This is a genomic window from Maricaulis sp. (assembly GCF_030149425.1).
Classification (GTDB): domain Bacteria; phylum Pseudomonadota; class Alphaproteobacteria; order Caulobacterales; family Maricaulaceae; genus Maricaulis.
Window position 1 is genome coordinate 1 of sequence record NZ_JASBRQ010000006.1, and the last position, 18,808, is coordinate 18,808.

An 18,808-nucleotide genomic window follows, 5' to 3' on the forward strand; every position below is an offset into this window, starting at 1 on the left:
CACGCCTTTTCGGTCGCTTATGTTCTCCGCCGGGTCTTTTGACCTCGCTGCCATCGCTGGCAGGGCGTCTATGCGCACCGTTATGGGACAGTCTTCTAAATTTCACGTTTAAAGCGTGGCAACGACCGGTTAAGCATAACGCTCCGGTGGGTTACACTACCGTGTCAGTGAAAGCGTATGCGATGAGTGAAACCGCCGATATCCCAACCGAAAAATGGTCTTTTCCGGATCATGACGCGTTTTCGCGCATGGAGCATGAACATCGCCTGCCCTTTATCCGCGCCCTTCCCGGCATGGTTGTCTGGCCGATCCTGCTGTTTGTCCTCGCCTTCGGCTTTTCCTTTGTCACCGCGTTGATCATCGAACTGTTCTTCCCGCAGCCCGGCGCGGCGGGATTTAATACGGCGATCTTTGCCTCGTCCGCCGCAGCCTATGGCGCGCTGGCGGTGCTGATGGCGATCTGGTTCCATCGCTACAAGGCCGCGGGGCCCGCCTTTTCCATTATTCCGGTCCGTCCCTCGGAAATCGCTGCCGGCCTGCTGGTGTTGATCTTCGTGATATTTGTCGGCGGGCGGCTCAGCGTCATGTTCCACGAATTCGCGATGATCGATCAGAGCCTGACCCTGTCCGGCGGCGCCGATATCGAGGATATCTCCAATGTCGACGATTTCGGCATGACCGGCGCAGCCGTCTGGTCGGTGATCCTGCTCACCGTCATCGCGGCCCCGATCGTCGAAGAAGTCCTGTTCCGCGGCTGGATGCTGCCCATGATCATCGCCCGCGGCGTACCGGTGATCTTTGCCATCCTGATCTCTTCCCTCGCCTTTTCCCTGATCCACACCAGCCAGGGCCTGCTGGTGATGACATCGACCTTCTTCCTCGGCATCGCGCTCGGTCTCGCCCGTGTCCTCACCGGCCGCGTCGCCGCGCCGGTGCTCGGGCACATGGCGAATAATGCCTGGGCGGTCTTTGCCGTACCCGCACTCATGCAGAGTTGAGGCGACACCATCCGTCGCGAGCGATTGACGCTATCGGCAGCGAGGTTTAGCGCTAGGACATGACACAAGAAAAAACCGCGCCCTCCCCGCGCCCGCCCGCTCCCCTGAAAGCCTTTGCCGGAGAAAAACCGCCGGCTCCGGACTGGTTTGCCAAGGCCATCGCCATTCCGGTCGAGCGCGGTATGGTCGAGGTTGAGGGCGCGAGCATCCACTGGAAAGCCTGGGGTAAGCGCGGTGCGCCAGGCATGGTGCTGGTGCATGGCGGTGTCGCGCACAAGGACTGGTGGGACAGTATCGCCCCCTTCCTGGCTGAAACCCGACGCGTTGTGGCGCTCGACCTCTCTGGCATGGGCGATAGCGATCATCGCGACGCCTACGAGATGGATCTCTACACGCAGGAGGTCATGACCGCAGGCCGCGATGGCGGCGCATTCGACGCGGGCAAACCCTTTATCATCGGTCATTCCTTTGGCGGTTTCGTCAGCCTGGCCACAGCAGTGAATTACGGCGAGGAGCTGAAGGGCGTCGCCGTGCTCGATAGCCCGATCCGCCCGCACCAGGAACAACGCCGTTCCTCCCCGCCGAGCCGCGGCGGTTTTACCTATGCCAGTTTCGACGAGGCGCTGATGCGCTTCCGTCTCTTGCCGGAACAGAGCTGCGAGAACCTGTTCCTGCTCGACCACATCGCCCGCCAGTCCATCAAGCCGGCCAAACGCCCCGATGGCAGCGAGGGCTGGACCTGGAAATTCGACCCGCATCTGTGGGCCAAGCTGACCTATAACCGCCGCGCCCCCGACGAGCTCGCCGCCGCGCTGAAAACGCGCGTCGCCCTGTTCCGCGGCGCCGACAGCGTGCTGGTCAATGACGAGATCTGGGATTTCATGCGCGAGACCTTCGGACCGGAGGCAAGCATGATCTCGATCGCCAACGCCCAGCACCATGTGATCCTGGATCAGCCGATTGCAGTGGCCGCCGCGATTGAAACGCTGACGGGGCCGGGCTGGGGTTAGGGAATGACCTGTCTCGCTGGCAAGGCCGCCCTCCAGACCAAGTCTCGACACTGATCTCCGTGTGGAACCCAACCCTAGTTGGTTTTACCTGGGTCGGCTCTTGTCCCCTTAAACCCCATGCCAGCCAGTTCGCCGTGTTGACGTCGGGCGGTCAAGGGCGCGCAGCGCCGGCTACCGGTTGAAACCCTTGACCGCCCGACGTCAACACGGCCCGATTTCCAGCATGAGGTGTGTGGGGTGGTGTGGGTTCGCGTGATGACATCACACTTCCCGCTTTCCCCGGATTTATTCCGGGGCCTGGCGTTATCCCGGCGTCGATGACTCTGGGCGCCGTAGTTTCCTAGAGTCATAGACGTATTCGTCTCCACCAGACCCCGGAATAAATCCGGGGGAAAATCTGGCGTGACTTCGACACACTACCCACCTCATCCCGGGCTTGGTCCGGGACCCAGGCGCCGCGGAGCGCGACCTCTCGAGGTCCCAAATCAAGTTTGGGATGAGGGAGTGTGACTGCTTTTAGTCCTGCGGATGCCGGCGGATTTCGCTCGCGACATCATTGGGAACATCGACCGGGCGTGATTTGGCAGCATTGCGGATCTGGCTGATGAAACCGACCAGAAGCACGACGCCGATCCAGCCGCCGACAACCATGCCGATCAGCGGCAGGTTCAACTCGAACACGCCGAAATTCATGTAATCCCGGGCCATGAGGCCAGCCAGAACGACAGCGGCGACAACGCCGGACCAGAGTGCAAACGGCACACGCATAAGACAGCTCCCTACTCGCCACCATCATAAGGGGGTTACCCGGTCACAGCCACCCTTTTTCGCGTGCAAGGCGAGCGGCCTCGATGCGATTCCCCGCACCGAGCTTGGAGATCGCCGCATGCAGGTAGTTGCGTACCGTGCCGCGGGCCAGCCCCGTCTCCTCGGCGATGGCCCCGCTATCGAGCCCGGCTTCAGCCAGACGCAGAAGCTTGCGCTCGCGGTCGGAGAGCGGATCATCCTCGCTCCAGGCCTGATGCGCCAGTTCCGGCGAGATGACCCGTTCACCAGCCGCCACCTTGCGTACCGCCTCGGCCAAGGCCGTCGAAGGACCGTCCTTGAGCAGGTAGCCAGCGACACCGCTTTCCAGCGCCCGGCGCAGATAGCCCGGGCGGTCAAACGTGGTGACGATGAGAATTCGGGTCTTGCGCTGTTCGCGCTTCATCAACGCCGCGAGTTCGAGCCCGGTCATGCCCGGCATTTCGATGTCGGTGAGGACCACATCAGGCTCATGCTGGCGGATCAACCGATGGGCTTCCTCACCGTCAGCCGCCGCCCCGACCAGTTCGATATCAGTTTCCAGGCCGATCAGCGCTGTCAGCGCCTCGCGCAATAGCGCCTGGTCTTCGGCAATCATGACGCGGATCATGGCGTTACTCCTGTGGCCGCCGGAACCGAAGCGCGCAGCCGGGTTCCGCCATTGCCGGGTTGTTCGATATCGAGCCGGCCGCCGACCGCAGCAAGACGATCAGACAGACCGCCGAGTCCGCCACCGGACCGAATGGCCCCCCCGATACCGTCATCATCGAGCGACAAAGTCACCGCTTCAGCACTGGATTCGAGCGAGATGCGCACGGTTTTAGCACCGGAATGGCGCAGGATATTGGTGACGCCTTCGCGCAGGGCCATGGCCAGGGCCTGCTCGGCATCCGGGCTAAGCGGCACATCTGCGTAGCCCCCCTCAACGCTGAGTCCCGCTTCCATCAAGCGCGTTCGGGTTTCTTCCCAGGCAGCCTTGAGCGAGCGCGCCTTGAGCCCAGTAACCGCCTCGCGCACCTCGCTCAGGGCCTCGCGGCTGATCGACTGGATCGAATCAAGTTCGGCCTTGGCACGGGCCGGATCCTGGTCGAACAGGCGCACGGCGAGATCGGCCTTCAGGGTGATGACAGACAGGGTATGCCCCAGCAGATCATGCAGATCGCGGGCGATCCTTGCCCGTTCGGCTTCGGCGCCCAGGCGGCTGGCCTCGGCTTCACGATCTTCGGCATCCGCCTCGCGCTCAGCCCGACGTGCCGCGGCACCGGCAGACAGGGCTGACAAGGCGGCCAGGACCAGGACCGCAGCAATCCACCACCAGGGCATTCCGGCCAGCCAGCTGGCCAGGATGATGACCGGTCCGAGGATGACCAGGGCGGGCGTGCGCAGGGCTGCGTCCGGCAGGCGGGCGATCATCGGGGCAGAGAAGACCATGAAGACCGCAGCGCCCCAGTTTTCCTCGGCCATCAGCAGGGCCAGGCCAATCCCTCCGCCAGCGCCCAGCAGGACGGTCCAGTCGAGCCGGCGCATGGTGAAGATATAGATGCCGATGAACAGTCCCAGCGCGGCAAAACCAAGACCCGCCTCGACGAGATCAGGCGGGGCAATGGTCCAGTGGAAGAAGAAGAAGCTGAGATAGACCAGATCGAGCCAGGGACGGCGGGTCGAGAAAAGGTCTCTGGCTCGATCGGTAAAGGTCATGATGTTCAAACTCCTAGGCCGGAGCATATGCGCCAAGCTTGCGCCGTGTCCAAGCCACTTCGGCGGCCATACCGGCAGCGGCGATCAAATACAGGCCCGCCATGGCGAAGGGCAGCATCGTCAGGCGTTCGTCAGGCATGGCGTAATAGACAAAGCTGGCGGCAGCGATCCGGGCGAAGGCATGGGCGATGGCGACTTTTGAACCATAGCTCCAGCCGATCACAGGCCAGTGCAGCGTCATGGCAACCGCCAGGCTGAGCGAGACCAGTTCGGGATCGATATCCATGATGACGAAATGCAGCGGCCACATCAGATTGATCGCGACGATCGACCAGATCGCAGCCCCGCCAACCGGCGATTTGGCCTTCATGAAATTGGCCCGGAGCGGTCCCTGCAGCAGCAGGCCCAGCGGGAAGATCATGCCGGAACCGGCCGCTGCAGCCAGGGCCCATTCGCGCGTTTCCAGCCGGCTGCCCAGAATTCCCAGCGCGATCCAGTAGATCGCGCCGGCAACCGGAAGCGAAATACCGCCACCGGCTTCAACGAAGTAACGCCGGCGTTCCGCCAGCAAATCAGCGTTCGAGATCAGAGAGGACATCACGCATTTCCTTGTGCTCGTTTGATGCCCTGTTTTCCCGCCTTCCCGGGCCCGGCGATATTCACCGTCGTCACCGAAGCGATATGACAGCTGTCATGTGCGACAGCTGGGCACCTTGGCGACGGCGGCAACGCGTGTTATCCGCTCGTCCACCACATGACTTGCGACAGGGATTTCGATCATGGCGTCTGATTACTCGCGCGGCGAAATGGACATTTCCGACCACAAAGCCACTTTTGACGGCTTCATGGCTGTGACCGTCTGGGGTTCGCTGCTGACCGCCATTTCGGTGCTGTATCTGACGCTGGTCTTCGCCGTCGGCATGGACTGGCTGGCCTCTCTGATCGGCGTCGCCGTAGTGTCTGTCCTCGGTGGCATGGCTTTGAACATGAAAGTATCCTGGTACGTGACCGTCGCCGGCCTCTTCATCTTCAGCCTGATCTGCGGCGGCATCGTCAGCCTGTTTGGCATGTTCCTCGCCGGTTAAGGCGAAACATTTCCGCTTTCACGTAAAAATCAGTGGCGTCCGGAAGGAATTTTCCGGGCGGGTCTTCCCCTGAGGCACGAAATCGCGCATCGTACCCGCCAGACGTTCCTAGCGGCGGGCTCCTATGCGAATTGCCATTCTAAAAGAACGACATGCGGATGAAACGCGTGTCGCGGCCACACCCGAAACCATCAAGAAATTCATCAAGGCGGGACACCAGATCGCCGTCGAGAAGGATGCGGGCGTTCATGCCTCCATACCGGACGCGGCCTTCGCCGAAGCGGGCGCCGATATCGGCACTCTGGCGGCTACGCTGAAAGGCGCCGACGCTGTCTTCGCGGTGCAAAAGCCCGATGCGGATACGCTGGGCAAGATCGCCAAGGGCACGCTCCTGGTCGCGCATCTTGAGCCCAGTGCTGAAAGCGCTGAGGCCCTCGCCAAGGCGGGCGTTGATGCCCTGTCGATGGAATATGTCCCGCGCATCACACGGGCCCAGGCCATGGATGCGCTGTCGAGCCAGTCGAACCTCGCCGGTTATCGCGCCGTCATCGAGGCCAGCCAGCTGTATGGCCGGGCTTTCCCGATGATGATGACGGCAGCAGGCACAGTCGCTCCGGCCAAGGCCTTCATCATGGGCGCCGGCGTCGCCGGTTTGCAGGCCATCGCCACCGCCCGCCGTCTCGGCGCCGTGGTGTCCGCTACAGATGTGCGGCCGGCCGCGAAAGAACAGGTCGCCTCGCTGGGCGGCAAGTTCATTGCCGTTGAAGATGAGGAATTCAAACAGGCCGAGACCGCAGGCGGTTATGCCAAGCAGATGTCGGCGGAATACCAGGCCAAGCAGGCTGAGCTTATCGCCGCTCATATTGCCAAGCAGGACATCGTCGTCACCACCGCCCTGATCCCGGGACGCCCGGCCCCGACCCTGGTCACCAAGGCCATGGTGGAGAGCATGAAGCCGGGCTCGGTGATCGTTGATCTCGCCGCCCCCACGGGCGGCAATTGCGAGCTGACCGAGGCCGACAAGGTCGTTGAGCACCAGGGCGTGAAGATCGCCGGCTATAACAACCTGCCCGGCCGCCTCGCCGCCGACGCTTCGGCGCTCTACGCCAAGAACCTCGCCAACCTTTTGCCCTTGCTGGTCGATGATGACGGCAAGCGCGCGCCGCACTGGGATGACGAAATCATCCAGGGCATGGCGCTGAGTCGCGATGGTGCGGTGGTGCACCCGAATTTCGCCAAAGAGGAGGCGTAAGCCATGGAAGCCGTTGATCCTACCATCTTCCGACTGGCGATTTTCGTCCTGGCGGTCTTTGTCGGCTATTACGTCGTCTGGTCCGTGACACCCGCCCTGCACACCCCGCTGATGGCTGTCACCAACGCGATTTCCTCGGTGATCATTGTCGGCGCCCTGCTCGCCGCGACGGCGGGCGTTGGCGGGCCGGATGCTGCAGCAGACGGCGGAGCGGGCTTTTCGCGCATCGCCGGAACATTGGCGATTATTCTCGCCAGCGTGAACATATTCGGCGGCTTCCTTGTCACCCAGCGGATGCTGGCGATGTACAAGAAGAAGGATAAATAGCGATGCGCGCCATTCTTCTTTCGCTTGCCCTCATGACCGTCCTGCCCGCAATTGCCGATGCGCAACAGCGCGCAATGCGGGCAGCGCCCGAGCCTGAAGATCGTGGTATCGCTGTGTGCACGGTACGCAGCGTCGATATCTTGGATGACGGCACAACGCTGATCTGCGATGCGGTGAGCCAGTCAGACTGGTCGGCCGATACGCAGGCCTTTTTTGCTCCAGCAGACCCGGATCAATACAGCCCCAACGCGGATTCCGTGACCACGATCGCAAGCATGGCGATGATGCGCGGCAGAGAGTTGCGCATCTTCTACTACAACCCGCATGTGGTCGGGACAGAAGGTTGCGCGCGAAATCCGTGCCGCCGGATTTTCCGCATCTCGATGCGATAGAGAATTAGAAACCAGGACGTCTCATGTCAGCCAACCTCGCCGCCATTCTCTACCTTGCTTCGGGTATTCTCTTCATCCTCGCCTTGCGCGGCCTGTCGAGCCCGGAAACGGCCCGGCAGGGCAATCTTTTCGGCATGGCCGGTATGGCTATCGCCGTGGTCACCACACTATTGGCCGTCAATCTCGACGGCGCCTCCATGGCCCTGATTATCGGCGGTGTGGTTATCGGTGGCGGGCTTGGCGCAGTGGTTGCCCGGCGCATCCCGATGACGGCCATGCCGCAGCTCGTTGCCGCCTTCCACTCGCTCGTCGGCATGGCGGCGGTACTGGTTGCAGCAGCCGCACTTTATGCCCCCGAAGCCTTCGGCATTGCCAATGCGGTCGGAGATCTGAAACAACTCTCCCTGTTCGAGCTGGCACTGGGCACCGCCATCGGTGCCATCACCTTCTCCGGATCGGTGATCGCCTTTGCCAAGCTGAACGGCAACATGTCCGGCGCGCCCATCCTGCTGCCGGCCCGGCACAGTATCAATATCGGTATCGGTGTCGCCATCGCGGTGATGATCGCATTCCTGATGGCGTCCGGCGGCGATAACAAAACCGCCTTCTGGATCATCACCATCCTGGCCTTTGTGCTCGGCGTCACCCTGATCATCCCGATCGGCGGCGCGGACATGCCGGTCGTGGTCTCGATGCTCAATTCCTATTCCGGCTGGGCCGCAGCCGCGCTCGGTTTCACCCTGGAAAACACCGCCCTTCTGGTCACCGGTGCCCTGGTCGGCTCCTCCGGTGCCATTCTCTCCTACATCATGTGTAAAGGCATGAACCGGAGCTTTATCTCGGTCATTCTCGGCGGCTTCGGTGAAGACGGTTCGGCCGCCGCCAATGCCGGCCCCCAGGGCACGGCCAAGCAAGGTTCGGCCGAAGACGCGGCCTTCGTGATGAAAAACGCCGGCAAGGTCATCATCGTGCCGGGCTATGGCATGGCTGTCGCCCAGGCCCAGCACGCGCTGAAGGAAATGGGTGATCTGCTCAAGGCAGAAGGCGTTGATGTCTCCTACGCCATCCACCCGGTCGCCGGCCGCATGCCGGGGCATATGAATGTCCTGCTGGCAGAGGCGAACGTGCCGTATGACGAGGTCTTCGAGCTGGAGGACATCAATTCCGACTTCTCCAATGCCGATGTGGCCTTCGTGATCGGCGCCAATGATGTCACCAATCCGGCGGCCGAGGATGATCCCAGTTCGCCGATTTACGGCATGCCCGTCTTGCAGGTCTGGAAGGCGCGGACCGTCTTCTTCGTCAAGCGCTCGCTCGGCTCCGGTTATGCCGGCGTGGAGAACCCGCTCTTCTTCCGCGACAACACGATGATGTTGCTGGGCGATGCCAAGAAAATGACCGAAGAAATCAACAAATCGATGGGCTAGAGTGACGCCCCGCCGCTCGCGCTCTGCGACAACTCCCGCTCGCTGATCAGCCGGTCGATCTTCTCGAACAATTGCGAGGTATCGACCGGTTTGGACACATAACCGCTGGCGCCCAGGGCGAAATACTCATCGCGCTGTTCCGCCAGGGCATTCGCCGTCAGTGCGATAATCGGCGTTCGGGCATTGAGGCAATCAGAACTGCGAATGGTGCGGATGGCTTCGGCTCCGGACAGACGCGGCATGTTGATGTCCATCAGAATAACGTCGAACGGCGTACGTCCCGCCATATCGACCGCTTCCTGACCATCGCTGGCGCAGGTCAGATCGACATCGCCATAATCATCAAAAACGAACTCCATCATGCGGCGTGAGATTGTGTTGTCTTCAGCCAGCAGGAGACGGATCGGCCGGTCCAGGGGTGCAGGCGTACGCTCAGGCCGGGTCTTCGCTGTCGCCACGGAATTCGGCGCAACCAGAAACACGGGGAGTTCCAGGACGAATTGGGAGCCGGATGCATCGCTGCGGGCCAGAGAGACATCCCCGCCCATCAGATCGGCCAGCTCGCGGCACAGGGCAAGCCCGAGGCCAGAGCCCTCGTGCTCGCGTGTGCTCGAGGTGTCGAGCTGACGGAAACGGTCAAAGATCACCATCTGATCATCCGGCGGAATACCTGCCCCCGTGTCAGAGACGGAAATTGCGACCCGGTCATCATCGTGCTGCTGCGCGGCAATTGTGACCGATCCCGCATCGGTGAACTTCACCGCATTGCCGGCCAGGTTCAACAGCACCTGCAACACCCGCTTGCGGTCGTTATAGACCGCTTTGGGGAAGCGCCCGTCCAGCTCCAGCTCGACTGTCAGCCCCTTCTCGACGGCGCTACCGGCAACCGCATCACGGACTTCCGCGAGGGCATCGCGCAGATCAAACGCTTCCGGATTGAGCTTGAGCTTGCCGGCTTCAATGCGGGAGATGTCGAGAATATCGCTGATCAACATGTTCAGTGTTCGGCCCGAACTCTCGATCAGTTTTGCAAACTCGGCCTGTTTGGGCTCCAGATTCTGACGTGCCAGCAAACGGCTGAAACCGATAATCCCGTTCAGCGGCGTACGGATTTCGTGCGACATGTTGGCGAGGAAATCCGACTTGGCGCGGTTGGCCATATCGGCCCGTTCTACGGCCGCCACGCTTTCGGTGATATCGACATTGGAGCCGACCAGCCGGGCCGTCCCATTGTCGACTTTGACCGTGCCATTACCGGAGATATGCCGGATTTCACCATCCGGGCGCAGGATACGGAAACGGGCGTGAAAATCACCGCCTCCGGCTTCAACCGCCTGTTCGATAACGCGATTGGCGGCGGGAAGGTCTTCGGGCAGAACACGGCTGGAAAAGAAATCCAGGCTGCCGGTGAAATCCTCCCGGCTGACCCCGAACAGGCGCAGCATGCGATCGTCCCAGATCAGGCGGTCCTCATCGACATAATACTCCCAGATACCGATCTCGGAGGCCTTGATGGCCAGGTCGAGACGCTCGGCCAACTCCTGACGCTCCAGGGCAAGCCCGTGCCGCTCCGTCACATCCGCACCGAGCGTGACGAAATGCGTCAACTTCCCCCCCTCATCGAAAACAGGGGTCACCTGGTAGTGCAGCCAGAACGGCTCGCCGGATTTACGGTAAGCCTGGGCGGTGAACTCGCACGGCTCCTGGCGCTCCAGCGCCGCATGCATTTCAGCGATGATTTCCGGATCGGTCAGCGGCCCGCCCATGACCTGTGTTGGTCGCCGCCCGATCAGCTCTTCTGCGGCAAATCCGGTAATGGCGGAAAACGCCTCATTGACCCAGATTGTCGACATGTCGGGTGCTGAAACAAAGGCGATTTCATTGGCATGCTTGGCCACCAGGCTTTGCAGCCAGAAGCTCTGGCGCTCATCCTCAAGCAGTTCGCGGGCCTGGCGCAGGGCTGCCTCGCGCGTCTTGCGCTGGGTGATATCGCGCTGGACGGCAACCCAGTGGGTATACCAACCCTCCTCATTGGCCACCGGCCGGATATCCAGCTCGGCCCAGAAAATCTCGCCATCCTTGCGGTAGTTGAGTATTTCCTCGCGGATGTGCTGCCAGTTGTTCAGAGCCTCGCGAATGCGCTGACGCGTCGCTTCATCAGTCTGCGGTCCCTGCAACAGACGCGGAGACTGACCGATCACATCCTCGGGGGAATATCCGGTCATCTCGGTGAAGGCGCGATTGACCCAAACGATCCTGGGTCCCGGATTGGCCAAAGGCTCAGCTTCGGAAACTACGACGGCGTCATTCATATGTTCATGAAGGCCGCGGAGGATGGCGTCGAGTTGCATGGTCTGGCTGATAACCGCCTCGGTATAACCATATGGTTTTGAGGGGAGGGCTCTGCCAGTCATTTAATATTTGAAGCTTTGTTGAAACGAAGCGCTCAGCCTGGGTTCATCGGGCCGGTTTCAGAGTGCCGCCATGCTGGTCATGCTCACCCTTCTCACTGCCAACCCGGTTACCGAGGATTGCCGCTTCGAGGACATCACGCTGTATGGCGAAGTCGAGGTGGTCGAAAGTTTCGCCGACATCCGCGTGCAGATCGTCGAGAGCTTCCCGGACCTCAAGGTCGAGCCGGTCAGCAGTTTTGCCGACGCCTGCGGTGAATGGGAATTCGTCGAGAGTCTTGGCGATTTCACCATCGAATTCGTCGACAGCTTCCCGGATATCAAGATTGAGTATGTAGAGAGTTTCCCGGGCCGGGACTGATGATCCCGGCGAGGTAAGGCGATACCCGGTTTCCTAGGCGCAGCGCCGAAGTCTGTACCATCCCACGCCCTCACCCAACTACCCGCCAGGGTAACCTCATGGGTGGTTGGGCGGGGGCGTGGGACGGAGCAGCCCGGGCGGCACGGCATGTGCGCCAAGCGTCACAGACGATCCGCCCGACCTAAACCGCGCTTCCCCAGTAATTGAAGCCCATCGGCCGCGGTGTGTTGGGCAGATACATCATGTCCATCTGCTCGATCTCGAACCCGCCCTGGCGGATAAGGTCGGGGATATTGCGGGTGAGATGACAGCCGCCACCGATCGGCTTCCAGATCGGTTCAATTCGGCGCTGCCAGCGGGCCACGCTTTCATCGGGCGCCGCGCCATGCTCTGAAAACAGGAGCTTGCCCCCCGGCTTGAGCACGCGCCGCATGCCTTTTACCGCCTCGACAGCGCCGGGAATGGTGCACAGCGTATAGGTCAAAACCACCGTATCGACGGAATTGTCCTCCAGGGGAATCTCTTCGCCAGGCAGGTCGATGAATTCAACCGCAACCGGACTGGCCTCGACCGCCTTGCGCGCCTTGCGCCGCATGCCGAGCGAGGGTTCCAGCCCCCACAAATGGGTGACCTTGGACGGATCGTAAAAGCGCAGATTGGGGCCGGCCCCCATACCGATCTCGAGCACCCGGCCCTCGGCCGCCGGCACGACTTTCTCGCGCTGTTTGGTGATCGGCTTGGCACCGCAGGCCGCGCCGATGAGATGCGGCAGGATATGCTCTTCATAAAAGGACATGGCTATTCGATCCGGCTCAGCGTGAAGATGATGGTCGACACACTGCCGTCCTCCTGGCGCATGTCGAGTGACACGCTCAGCGCGCCGTCAGCGCCCTGTTGGTAGATCAACCCCTCCCACTCGGCCCGGCCGGCGGAATAGCCGACCCGCGGGAAGGTGACGTAGTCCTCGCGGCTTTCCCAGCCGACGAGTTCGGAGGTGAAGTGTTTGACGTGATAACCGTCAACACCACCCGCCTCGCCGATCATGAGATGTTCGGTGAAAGCCAGCTCGCCCTCGCTCTCGAGCATGAAACTGCCAATCATCAGCCCGCCGGAGCCGGCCATCCAGCACTCGGAGACGACACCGCCGAGCCCCTCGCCGCGCCAGCAGCCCTCAAGCCAGGACAGATCATCGCCATCGGCTTGCGCCGTCGTGCTGAGCAGTACGGCACACAGACCAGCCATCCAGATTCGCATCATGACCGCGTCCTCCCAATCGTCAGGATAGCGCCATCCCGCTTGACAGCTCAAGACAATCGCGAGAGAGCGCAGAGATGGACCAGCCGCCCATCCCCGTTACTGACGCCCGCGCCCTTCTCGACCGCCACCGCATCTTTGAAATGCTCGCGCCGTTTGATCCGCGCTGGGTCGGCTCCATCCCGCTGGACATCCATAATGACGGCGCAGACGCCGATATCTGCTGCAGCGCCGTCCCGGATCTGCCCGCCTTCAAGGAAGCGCTGGCAACCGCCTTCCCCGACGCCCGGATCAATCCCAACACCCATGCCGGCGAAGCGTCGATCATCGCCTCGCTCGAACGCGAGGGTCTGCCGATCGAGATTTACGGTCGGGTCCGCCCGGTCGAGACGCATGAGAGCTATATCCACTGGCTCGCGGAGCACCGCCTGCTCGGCCTCGCGGAGGACCGGCTGCGCAGCGATGTGCGCGCCGTCAAAGCGACGGGGCTAAAGACCGAGCCGGCCTTTGCCCAATGCCTCAAGCTCGGCGGTGAGCCTTATTCGGAATTGCTCAAACTCGCCTCGCCGGGCGACGCGGCTTTACGGCAGATCATCGAGAACGCCGGCTATAGAACCCGCTAGGCGCAACCGGCACAGCGCGGCGCGGCCGGATCGACCTCAAGCCGCTTGGCCTCGATCGCCTCGCCGCATTCCACGCACCAACCATACTCATCATCGTCCACACGCTGCAGGGCGGCATCAACCCGCCGGATTTCCTGCGCCCGCCGGGCATCAGCGGCCTTGGCCATGGCCTGGACCTGCATCGAATCCATGCGCGACAGACGGCCAACCGATTGCTGATCGAGCTCGACCGGCTTGCGGTCTTCATCAGCCGATTGCGACAGGGCAATGAGCTCGGCCTTGAGGTCGAGCAGGCGTTGCCGGGCAGCCGCCGGGCCTGTCACGCGGTCTTGGCCATCAGGCAGAGCTGCTCGAACATTACATCCACCGCCGCCAGGGCCGTGATCTCGGCCGGATCATAGGGCGGGGAGACTTCCATGATGTCGGCCGCGACCAGATTCTCGATCTCGAAGGCGCGCAGGATGCGCTGGGCTTCATAGGTGGTCAGACCACCCGGCACCGGCGTCCCCGTCCCCGGGGCGTAGGCCGGGTCGAGGGCGTCGATGTCGAAGGAGATATAGGTCGGGCCTTCAAATTTCGGCAGACCGGCGATGAAGGCCTCTAGGCCTTTCATGCGGACATCATCGACCGTGGTGACATTGACGCCGAACTTGTCGACCACGCCGAGATCATCGCGCGCCGCCAGCGGGCCGCGAATACCGAATTGCCAGGACTTCTCCGGCTTCACCAGGCCTTCCTCGAGGGCATGACGCAGGAAGGCGCCATGGTGGTACTCACAGCCCCAGGCGGCCGGATAGGTGTCGAGATGGGCATCGAAATGGATGAAGCTCACCGGGCCGTGCTTCTTGGCTACGGCGCGCAGCAGCGGCAGGGTGTTGGAGTGATCACCGCCGACGGCGATGAATTTCTTGTCGCGGGCGAGGATGTCGCCGAAGAAGGTCTCCACCCGTTCGCCGGTCTGGGCCATGTCGATCGGCACGGTCGGGCAATCGCCGACATCGCCGACCTTGAGCTTTTCGACGAAATTGATCTCCCGCGTCATGTGATAGCCGCGGCCCATGGAGGAGAGCTCGCGCACTTTCGAGGGCGCAAAGCGCGCGCCCGGACGGTAGGACAGCGCCCCGTCATAGGGCAGGCCGGCCAGGGCCACGTCATAGCCGGCATCGAGCGGCACATGCGGCAGGCGGAAGAATGTCTTGATGGCGGCGAAACGGGGTTGTTCGCGGCCGGGAATAGGCGTGAAGTCGATCTCGGTCATGGCGCTCTCCTAGCACGGGCGCGCGGCCCGACGAAACTCGTCTGACAGACACAAGGATGTGGAATGCGCGATCATCTCCTGCAACTGGCCCGCTATAACCAATGGGCCAATAACCGCATTCTCGACACCGCAGGCGATCTCGGTGATGCGGCGCGTCGGCGCGATGCCGGCGGGTTTTTCAAGTCCATCCACCTGACGCTGAACCATATCCTGGTCGCCGAACAGATCTGGCTGGCGCGCTGGACCGGTGATCCGCCGCCGCATAAGGATCTCGATGTGGTGCTGCATGAGGACTGGGGTCATCTCAAGGCGGCCCGGCGCCATCAGGACGAGGCGCTGATCGCGCTGGTGACGAGCCAGACCCAGGCCCAGCTGACCGAGGTTCTCAATTACAAGAACATGGCCGGAATGCCGCTGAAGCTGCAGAAGGGCCTGATCGCGCTGCACCTTTTCAATCACGCGACGCATCACCGCGGCCAGTGCCATCACATGATCCACCAGCTCGGCGGCGAGGCGCCGGTGCTGGACATGCCCTTCTTCATCCTTGGCCTGTAGGGGCGGGATTGGTGCAGTGCGCAATACCGCTGGTGCGGCTGAGGCAATCTGCATAGTTTCATCCGGCTTGTAGTCTAGGGGTACGCGATGTCCGACACCATTCTCCGGCTTGACCGGGTCTCCAAACAATTCAAGGGGCAATATGCCGTCAGGGATGTCAGCCTTGAAGTGAAGCGGGGCGAGATCACCGGCTTCCTGGGACCCAATGGTGCGGGCAAGACGACCAGTCTGCGCATGTCGCTGGGCATCCTCATGCCAGATCAGGGCAAGGTCGAGCTGTTCGGCAAGACACCGCGCGCTTCGACGCTGGACCGGGTCGGTTTCCTGCCGGAAGAACGCGGCATTTATCGCCGCATGAAAGTGATCGACGTCATCGTCTTTTTCGGCCGCCTCAAGGGTGTCGAGGCGGGCGAAGCGCGCAAGCGCGGGATGAAAATGCTCGACGAGTTCGACCTCCTCCACGCCGCCGAGCAGAAGGTGAAAACCCTCTCCAAAGGCATGGCGCAGAAGGTCCAGATCATCACCACGCTGATCCACCAGCCCGAATTCGTCATTCTCGACGAGCCTTTCTCGGGCCTCGACCCGGTCAATCAGAAGGCGCTCGAGCGCATCGTCCGCGCCCAGGCCGAAGCGGGCCGGACCATCTTGTTCTCCACCCATGTGATGGAGCATGCCGAGCGGCTGTGCGACAAGATCGTGCTGATCGCCAAGGGCAATAAGATTTTCGACGGCACCGTGGCCCAAGCGCTGGGCGAAGTGCCGCGCCGGGTCCACCTGGAAACCACCTCGGAGCACAACCTGCTCGAGCTCCTCGCCCCGTTCGGCGAGGTCCGCCGCGATGATGATGCCCGTGATGGCAGCCATTGCTGGACCATTGATCTGGGCTCCGGATCGGATGCCCAGGACGTGCTCAAGGCCTGCGTCGACGCCGATGTGAAACTGACCCGTTTTGAACCCGTGCGCGCGCATCTGCACGACGCCTTTGTCCATCTTGTCGAATCCCACGGCCACGGCGCAGAGGAGACTGCCTGATGCGTGCCATTTATCTCATCGCCCGCCGCGAATTCCTGTCCTATGTGGCGACCTGGGGCTTCTGGCTCTCGCTCGCCTCGGTGCCGCTGTTCATGGCGCTGGGCTTCGGCCTGCCCATCCTTATCGAGTCCTCCCAGCCGACCCGCTATTACGTCATGATCGACGAAACCGGCGGACGCCTCGATGCGGCCTATCAGGCCAGTGTCGAGGAAAGCCGGCAGCGCCAGGCCGAGGAAATGCGCGAAGCCGTCTCTGAGATGGTCGGCGATAATCCGCAGGTCACCGCCGCGCTCGATCAACAAATGACGACGCTGGAGGATGGCCGCTATGTCCGCGTCGATCCGCCAGCCACTGATGTTGACGGTCTCAGACCCTATCTTCTCGGTGAGCGCCTGCTCGAGACGGCAGAGGGCGCACAGCCCCTGTTTGCCGCCATCTACCTGCGCCAGGACGCAGAGGGCGGGATCGAGATTGAATACTGGTCGACCAATCTGACCGATGGCGGATTACGTTCGGAGATCCGCGGGGCCTTGCGCGATCATATGCGGGCGGAACGCCTGCTGGCTGCCGGTGTGTCCGGTGACATGCTCCTAGCAGCCGATAGCCTGCGTCCGGTGGTGCTCGAACTGAACCCGGAACGGGCCGGTGCAGACGCGGCCGTAACGGCCTCTGACCGCCTGCCGGTTATCGTTGCGATCGGTGTCGCCTTCGCGCTCTGGATCATCATTTTCTCGGTCGTGAACATGCTGCTCACGGCGATGATCGAGGAGAAGGGCAATAAAGTGCTGGAGATGATGATGTCTTCTGCCCGGCATCATGAAATCCTCACCGGCAAGCTGTTCGGCGTCGCTGCCGTGTCCTTCACCCTGCTCGCCTTCTGGGGCCTCCTGGCCTTTGGCGGCGGCACGCTGGCGCAACAGGCCGCCTCCTCGGCCAATATGCCGATCGGTGATCTGATCGGGGCGATTTTCAATCCGGCCCTGCTGGTACCGGCGCTGGGCTATTTCATCATCGGCTATTTCATGTATGGCGCGGTTTTCCTCGCCGTCGGTTCGCTCTGCGACACGCTGCAGGACGCCCAGACGCTGATGAGCCCGATCATGCTGATCATGATGGTGCCGCTCTTCCTGGTCATGGTCGCCGCCGATTCCCCGGATTCGCCGATCGTTTCCATCGCCAGCTGGGTACCGGTCTGGACCCCCTTCATCATGCTTGCCCGCCTGCCGCAGGATCCCTCCACGATGGAGCTCCTGGGCACGACCGGCCTGATGCTCGGCACCGCTGTTGTGGTGATCTGGGGCGCCGGCGTCATGTTCCGCATGGGCGCGCTCAACCAGGCCAATCAGGAAACCATCAAGAACTGGTTCCGCTTCGGTCAGAAAAAGGCGGCAAGCTAGGCGATCATCGCCTAGACTGCCCGCCTGGCATTCTTGGAGCACACCATGCTGTTGACGACCACCGCCCTGGCCGCCGCGATGTTATTGTCCGGAAGCGGGAGCAGCGACGATTACCGGGACTATTACCTGGAGAATTATGCTGAGGACGATCCTTGCAACTGGATGCGGACTTCGGGCGAGTGGACCGTATATTTCGAGCTGATGCGCTCTGTCCCTGACCCGGTCCGGGGAACCCAGCTCTACATCCATAACCCGACTCGGCTGACCGTACTTGGGAGTGCTCTAGCTGGAGAAGCGCCCGAGGTTGAGTTGGACATTTTGAATGACCGTCTCAACCAGCCCGACGCGCTGGCCATTCTCGATGCCGCACCTAGCCGTTGGGACAATGAGAGCAATACGACTCATTATCAGGGCCAGCTACGCATGAGCCTCACCGATGCGGCAGGTGCCTCGCGCTGGATCGCACGCGGGGAGCTCACGCGTGAGGAGTTGGACGAACTGGGCTCTTTCTGGTTTGAAATGGTCCCGGACGAGCAGTCGGGAACGATACAGGACTTGATGCGGGCGCTGATGGCAACACCGCAGGACGGTTACGCTTTCCAGTTCTCATTCACGCCGGATCAGGGCCAGCCCTGGATCGCCCTGCGCGAGACCATCTCCAGCGCCGGGCTCGGCCCATTCTTCGGGCCCGAGGCAACAGAGAGCCCCTTTATTGCCATGCAAGCCTGCCCGCTGAACGAGGAATTTACCCGCTAGGACGAGCCAGCAGCTCTGAGCTCCAGGCACAAGAAAACGCTGCCTCCGTGAGGAGACAGCGTTTTTTCTTGCACGGATGTGCTCGTTCAGGTCCTGGCGACCCTAGCGACGACCGCCACGCTTGCCGATCAGGCCTTCGCGCTGAGCACGCTTGCGTGCCAGCTTGCG

General features: G+C 62.0%; 22 protein-coding genes. 13 read left to right on the forward strand and 9 right to left on the reverse strand.

Annotated features, from left to right (window positions below; all coding sequences use genetic code 11):
- The first annotated feature begins 182 nt into the window (after positions 1 to 182).
- The gene (locus tag Q1V57_RS01350) at positions 183 to 998 is read left to right on the forward strand and encodes a type II CAAX endopeptidase family protein (protein ID WP_300527050.1); all 816 of its coding nucleotides are present in this window, start codon (positions 183 to 185) and stop codon (positions 996 to 998) included.
- Positions 999 to 1,057: 59 nt separating this feature from the next.
- Entirely contained in the window at positions 1,058 to 2,008 is a 951-nt protein-coding gene (locus Q1V57_RS01355; RefSeq protein ID WP_300527051.1) for an alpha/beta hydrolase, read from the forward strand.
- A 516-nt stretch (positions 2,009 to 2,524) separates the two neighbouring features.
- Here the strand turns inward: Q1V57_RS01355 and Q1V57_RS01360 are convergent.
- From Q1V57_RS01360 to Q1V57_RS01375, 4 genes are read right to left on the reverse strand one after another with little or no spacing between them, the layout of a single operon-like run.
- The gene (locus tag Q1V57_RS01360; protein WP_300527052.1) at positions 2,525 to 2,776 is read right to left on the reverse strand and encodes a hypothetical protein; all 252 of its coding nucleotides are present in this window, start codon (positions 2,774 to 2,776) and stop codon (positions 2,525 to 2,527) included.
- A gap of 43 nt (positions 2,777 to 2,819) precedes the next feature.
- Positions 2,820 to 3,422 (reverse strand): response regulator transcription factor, encoded by a 603-nt coding sequence (locus tag Q1V57_RS01365; RefSeq protein ID WP_300527053.1) that lies wholly within the window; start codon positions 3,420 to 3,422, stop codon positions 2,820 to 2,822.
- Positions 3,419 to 4,510 carry a histidine kinase gene (locus Q1V57_RS01370; RefSeq protein ID WP_300527054.1) on the reverse strand — a complete coding sequence of 364 codons (1,092 nt, stop codon included), beginning with the start codon at positions 4,508 to 4,510 and terminating at the stop codon, positions 3,419 to 3,421. The genes Q1V57_RS01365 and Q1V57_RS01370 overlap by 4 nt, the downstream gene beginning before the upstream one ends.
- 13 nt (positions 4,511 to 4,523) lie before the next feature.
- Positions 4,524 to 5,108 carry a hypothetical protein gene (locus Q1V57_RS01375; RefSeq protein ID WP_300527055.1) on the reverse strand — a complete coding sequence of 195 codons (585 nt, stop codon included), beginning with the start codon at positions 5,106 to 5,108 and terminating at the stop codon, positions 4,524 to 4,526.
- A 181-nt stretch (positions 5,109 to 5,289) separates the two neighbouring features.
- On the opposite strand from Q1V57_RS01375, the gene Q1V57_RS01380 reads away from it, so the two are divergent.
- The 5 genes from Q1V57_RS01380 (at position 5,290) to Q1V57_RS01400 (ending at position 8,993) form a co-directional block, all read left to right on the forward strand.
- On the forward strand, positions 5,290 to 5,595 hold the full coding sequence (locus tag Q1V57_RS01380; RefSeq protein WP_300527056.1) for an aa3-type cytochrome c oxidase subunit IV: 306 nt from the start codon (positions 5,290 to 5,292) through the stop codon (positions 5,593 to 5,595).
- A 124-nt stretch (positions 5,596 to 5,719) separates the two neighbouring features.
- Entirely contained in the window at positions 5,720 to 6,847 is a 1,128-nt protein-coding gene (locus Q1V57_RS01385; protein WP_300527057.1) for a Re/Si-specific NAD(P)(+) transhydrogenase subunit alpha, read from the forward strand.
- Positions 6,848 to 6,850: 3 nt separating this feature from the next.
- Entirely contained in the window at positions 6,851 to 7,174 is a 324-nt protein-coding gene (locus tag Q1V57_RS01390; protein WP_300527059.1) for an NAD(P) transhydrogenase subunit alpha, read from the forward strand.
- A gap of 2 nt (positions 7,175 to 7,176) precedes the next feature.
- The gene (locus Q1V57_RS01395) at positions 7,177 to 7,566 is read left to right on the forward strand and encodes a hypothetical protein (RefSeq protein ID WP_300527060.1); all 390 of its coding nucleotides are present in this window, start codon (positions 7,177 to 7,179) and stop codon (positions 7,564 to 7,566) included.
- A 23-nt stretch (positions 7,567 to 7,589) separates the two neighbouring features.
- On the forward strand, positions 7,590 to 8,993 hold the full coding sequence (locus Q1V57_RS01400; RefSeq protein WP_300527062.1) for an NAD(P)(+) transhydrogenase (Re/Si-specific) subunit beta: 1,404 nt from the start codon (positions 7,590 to 7,592) through the stop codon (positions 8,991 to 8,993).
- On the opposite strand, the gene Q1V57_RS01405 is transcribed toward Q1V57_RS01400, so the two are convergent.
- The gene (locus Q1V57_RS01405; protein ID WP_300527064.1) at positions 8,990 to 11,344 is read right to left on the reverse strand and encodes a PAS domain-containing protein; all 2,355 of its coding nucleotides are present in this window, start codon (positions 11,342 to 11,344) and stop codon (positions 8,990 to 8,992) included. The genes Q1V57_RS01400 and Q1V57_RS01405 overlap by 4 nt on opposite strands.
- Before the next feature lie 133 nt (positions 11,345 to 11,477).
- Here Q1V57_RS01405 and Q1V57_RS01410 point away from each other — a divergent pair, with 133 nt between their 5' ends.
- Entirely contained in the window at positions 11,478 to 11,765 is a 288-nt protein-coding gene (locus Q1V57_RS01410) for a hypothetical protein (RefSeq protein WP_300527065.1), read from the forward strand.
- 181 nt (positions 11,766 to 11,946) lie between these two features.
- Here the strand turns inward: Q1V57_RS01410 and Q1V57_RS01415 are convergent, their stop codons facing one another.
- The gene (locus tag Q1V57_RS01415; protein WP_300527066.1) at positions 11,947 to 12,561 is read right to left on the reverse strand and encodes a class I SAM-dependent methyltransferase; all 615 of its coding nucleotides are present in this window, start codon (positions 12,559 to 12,561) and stop codon (positions 11,947 to 11,949) included.
- A gap of 2 nt (positions 12,562 to 12,563) precedes the next feature.
- Entirely contained in the window at positions 12,564 to 13,022 is a 459-nt protein-coding gene (locus tag Q1V57_RS01420) for a DUF6265 family protein (protein ID WP_300527067.1), read from the reverse strand.
- 74 nt (positions 13,023 to 13,096) lie between these two features.
- Here Q1V57_RS01420 and Q1V57_RS01425 point away from each other — a divergent pair, with 74 nt between their 5' ends.
- Positions 13,097 to 13,642, forward strand: a complete 546-nt coding sequence (locus Q1V57_RS01425; protein WP_300527068.1) for a DUF4269 domain-containing protein — start codon at positions 13,097 to 13,099, stop codon at positions 13,640 to 13,642.
- Here Q1V57_RS01425 and Q1V57_RS01430 read toward each other — a convergent pair.
- Positions 13,639 to 13,965: a TraR/DksA C4-type zinc finger protein gene (locus tag Q1V57_RS01430; protein ID WP_300527070.1), complete on the reverse strand. Its 327-nt coding sequence runs from the start codon at positions 13,963 to 13,965 to the stop codon at positions 13,639 to 13,641. The two genes, Q1V57_RS01425 and Q1V57_RS01430, sit on opposite strands and share 4 nt — an antisense overlap.
- Complete coding sequence (gene speB, locus Q1V57_RS01435) at positions 13,962 to 14,900, reverse strand: agmatinase (RefSeq protein ID WP_300527071.1); 939 nt, start codon at positions 14,898 to 14,900, stop codon at positions 13,962 to 13,964. Before speB ends, Q1V57_RS01430 begins: the two co-directional genes overlap by 4 nt.
- A 63-nt stretch (positions 14,901 to 14,963) precedes the next feature.
- Between speB and Q1V57_RS01440 the strand changes: the two genes are divergently transcribed.
- The 4 genes from Q1V57_RS01440 (at position 14,964) to Q1V57_RS01455 (ending at position 18,640) form a co-directional block, all read left to right on the forward strand.
- Positions 14,964 to 15,455, forward strand: a complete 492-nt coding sequence (locus Q1V57_RS01440; RefSeq protein ID WP_300527072.1) for a DinB family protein — start codon at positions 14,964 to 14,966, stop codon at positions 15,453 to 15,455.
- Positions 15,456 to 15,542: 87 nt separating this feature from the next.
- Positions 15,543 to 16,487: an ATP-binding cassette domain-containing protein gene (locus Q1V57_RS01445; RefSeq protein ID WP_300527073.1), complete on the forward strand. Its 945-nt coding sequence runs from the start codon at positions 15,543 to 15,545 to the stop codon at positions 16,485 to 16,487.
- On the forward strand, positions 16,487 to 17,884 hold the full coding sequence (locus tag Q1V57_RS01450; RefSeq protein ID WP_300527074.1) for an ABC transporter permease: 1,398 nt from the start codon (positions 16,487 to 16,489) through the stop codon (positions 17,882 to 17,884). The genes Q1V57_RS01445 and Q1V57_RS01450 overlap by 1 nt, the downstream gene beginning before the upstream one ends.
- Positions 17,885 to 17,929: 45 nt before the next feature.
- Positions 17,930 to 18,640 carry a hypothetical protein gene (locus Q1V57_RS01455; protein WP_300527075.1) on the forward strand — a complete coding sequence of 237 codons (711 nt, stop codon included), beginning with the start codon at positions 17,930 to 17,932 and terminating at the stop codon, positions 18,638 to 18,640.
- The last annotated feature ends 168 nt before the right edge of the window (positions 18,641 to 18,808 follow it).